Below are 2,764 nucleotides of genomic sequence, written 5' to 3'. Positions count from 1 at the left end.
AACGGCAAATACCGCCCGCCTTTCGGCGCCGTCGGGCCGCCCCCCGTGCCGGGGGGTGGCCGCCCTTCCGTTTGCGCCTCAGAAGGCGTTGTACGGGCCCCGGAGGGCCCGTACGGCCTCGCTAGACCAGTGCGCTGCCCGGCAGCTCGACCTTGGCGCCCAGCTCGACGAGCTTCTCCATGAAGTTCTCGTAGCCGCGGTTGATCAGCTCGATGCCGTGGACCCGGGACGTGCCCTGGGCCGCCAGCGCCGCGATCAGGTACGAGAAGCCGCCGCGCAGGTCGGGGATGACCAGGTCGGCGCCCTGGAGCTTGGTGGGGCCGCTCACGACCGCGGAGTGCAGGAAGTTGCGCTGGCCGAAGCGGCAGTCGGAGCCGCCCAGGCACTCGGGGTACAGCTGGATGTGCGCGCCCATCTGGTTCAGCGCGGACGTGAAGCCGAGGCGCGACTCGTACACCGTCTCGTGGACGATGGAGAGGCCGGAGGCCTGCGTCAGGGCCACGACCAGCGGCTGCTGCCAGTCCGTCTGGAAGCCGGGGTGCACGTCCGTCTCCAGGGCGATCGCGTTGAGCGAGCCGCCCGGGTGCCAGAAGCGGATGCCCTCGTCGTCGATCTCGAAGGCGCCACCCACCTTCCGGTACGTGTTGAGGAAGGTCATCATCGAGCGCTGCTGGGCGCCGCGCACGTAGATGTTGCCCTCGGTCGCCAGCGCCGCCGAGGCCCAGGAGGCCGCCTCGAGGCGGTCCGGGAGCGCCCGGTGGGTGTAGCCGTCGAGGCGGTCGACACCGGTGATCCGGATGGTCCGGTCGGTGTCCATGGAGATGATCGCGCCCATCTTCTGCAGTACGCAGATGAGGTCCTCGATCTCGGGCTCCACGGCCGCGTTCGACAGCTCGGTGACGCCCTCGGCGAGGACGGCGGTGAGCAGCACCTGCTCGGTCGAACCGACCGAGGGGTACGGGAGGCGGATCTTGCAACCGCGAAGGCGCTGGGGGGCCTCCAGGTACTGACCGTCGTCCCGCTTCTCGATCGTGGCGCCGAACTGGCGGAGCACGTCGAAGTGGAAGTCGATCGGCCGGCCCCCGATGTCGCAGCCGCCGAGGCCCGGGATGAAGGCGTGGCCCAGGCGGTGCAGCAGCGGGCCGCAGAAGAGGATCGGGATGCGGGACGAGCCGGCGTGCGCGTCGATGTCGGCGACGTTCGCGGACTCCACGTGCGTCGGGTCGAGGACGAGTTCGCCGGGCTCCTCGCCCGGACGGACCGTCACCCCGTGCAGCTGGAGCAGCCCGCGGACCACGCGGACGTCACGGATGTCGGGAACGTTGCGCAGTCGGCTGGGACCGCTGCCGAGCAGGGCGGCGACCATCGCCTTGGGCACGAGGTTCTTCGCGCCGCGGACGCGGATCTCGCCCTCGAGCGGGGTTCCGCCATGGACGAGCAATACATCATGGCTGTCTGTGCCGGTCATGAATCTCGCGTTCCGGTCGGGTCGGTCGGGTGGCCAGAGAAAAGGGTAAGGGGCCAGGAGACCCCGATCGGGTGTGTCGGGGGGTCTGTCAGATGTAATGAATTCGGCACAACACCCTCTGCTCCCGTGATCTTGCGGAGCGTCACCGTCCGCTTGTGCCGGTTCGTCCGCGGGGAAGGACGCGCCGCGCCCTCCTGAACTGCGAAGGCCGTCGGCTTCCCGTCACCGCCGCCCGATACGCCCGACAGCACCCGCGAACGCCGAAGATGCGGGATCATGAGTCGCATGACCGAGGTGTCCTCGCTCACAGGACGGCTGCTCGTGGCCACCCCCGCGCTGGCGGACCCGAATTTCGACCGCGCGGTCGTCCTGCTGCTCGACCACGACGACGAGGGCTCGCTCGGCGTGGTCCTCAACCGGCCCACTCCCATAACCGTCGGCGACATCCTCGCGCCCTGGGCCGGTCTCGCCGGCGAGCCCCGCGTCGTCTTCCAGGGCGGCCCCGTCTCGCTCGACGCGGCGCTCGGCGTCGCCGTGATCCCCGGCGACGAGGGCCCCCTCGGCTGGCGGAGGGTGTACGGAGCGATCGGCCTCGTCGACCTGGAGGCCCCGCCCGAGCTGCTCGGACCGGCCCTCGGCTCCCTGCGGATCTTCGCCGGATACGCCGGCTGGGGCCCCGGCCAGCTGGAGTCCGAACTGGGCGACGGAGCCTGGTACGTGGTCGAGTCGGAGCCCGGAGACGTCTCCTCACCGCGCCCCGAGGCCCTCTGGCGACAGGTCCTGCGCCGCCAGCGCGGCGAACTCGCCATGATCGCGACGTACCCCGACGACCCGTCCCTCAACTGAGGCCCACGGCTTTCAGTACCCTTGGCGGTTATGAGCACTCTCGAGCCCGAACGCGGGGCAGGTACGGGAACCCTCGTGGAGCCGACTCCGCAGGTGTCCCACGGTGACGGCGACCACGAGCGCTACGCCCATTACGTCCAGAAGGACAAGATCATGGCGAGCGCCCTCGACGGGACTCCCGTCGTGGCGCTGTGCGGAAAGGTCTGGGTACCGGGGCGCGACCCCAAGAAGTACCCGGTCTGTCCGATGTGCAAGGAGATCTACGAGTCCATGGGCGCCGGCGGTGGCGACAAGGACAAGGGCGGCAAGGACAAGTAAGCGGGGGATCCGTCAGGTCCTGACGTCGGGGACGGCCCCCCGCGGGGGGGGGTGGGGCCGCGCGGCGGGGGGGGGGGCGCCGGGGGGGGGGCGTAGGGGGGTTGGGGGCCCCCGCGGGGGGGGTTTAGGGGC

The 2,764-nt window shown here is 70.7% G+C and carries 3 protein-coding genes; 2 read left to right on the top strand and 1 reads right to left on the bottom strand.

The features are described from left to right. Positions 1–121: 121 nt before the first annotated feature. Complete coding sequence (gene murA, locus ACWFR1_RS28640; RefSeq protein ID WP_317595818.1) at positions 122–1,468, bottom strand: UDP-N-acetylglucosamine 1-carboxyvinyltransferase; 1,347 nt, start codon at positions 1,466–1,468, stop codon at positions 122–124. Between the two features lie 285 nt (positions 1,469–1,753). Between murA and ACWFR1_RS28635 the strand changes: the two genes are divergently transcribed. Both ACWFR1_RS28635 and ACWFR1_RS28630 read left to right on the top strand, forming a co-directional pair. Continuing rightward, positions 1,754–2,314 carry a YqgE/AlgH family protein gene (locus ACWFR1_RS28635; protein WP_453556022.1) on the top strand — a complete coding sequence of 187 codons (561 nt, stop codon included), beginning with the start codon at positions 1,754–1,756 and terminating at the stop codon, positions 2,312–2,314. Positions 2,315–2,344: 30 nt separating this feature from the next. Then, complete coding sequence (locus tag ACWFR1_RS28630; protein WP_024761666.1) at positions 2,345–2,632, top strand: DUF3039 domain-containing protein; 288 nt, start codon at positions 2,345–2,347, stop codon at positions 2,630–2,632. Positions 2,633–2,764 lie beyond the last annotated feature (132 nt).

This window comes from Streptomyces sp. NPDC055103, from assembly GCF_053607625.1.
This window is presented reverse-complemented; position numbering and strand designations above follow the sequence as displayed.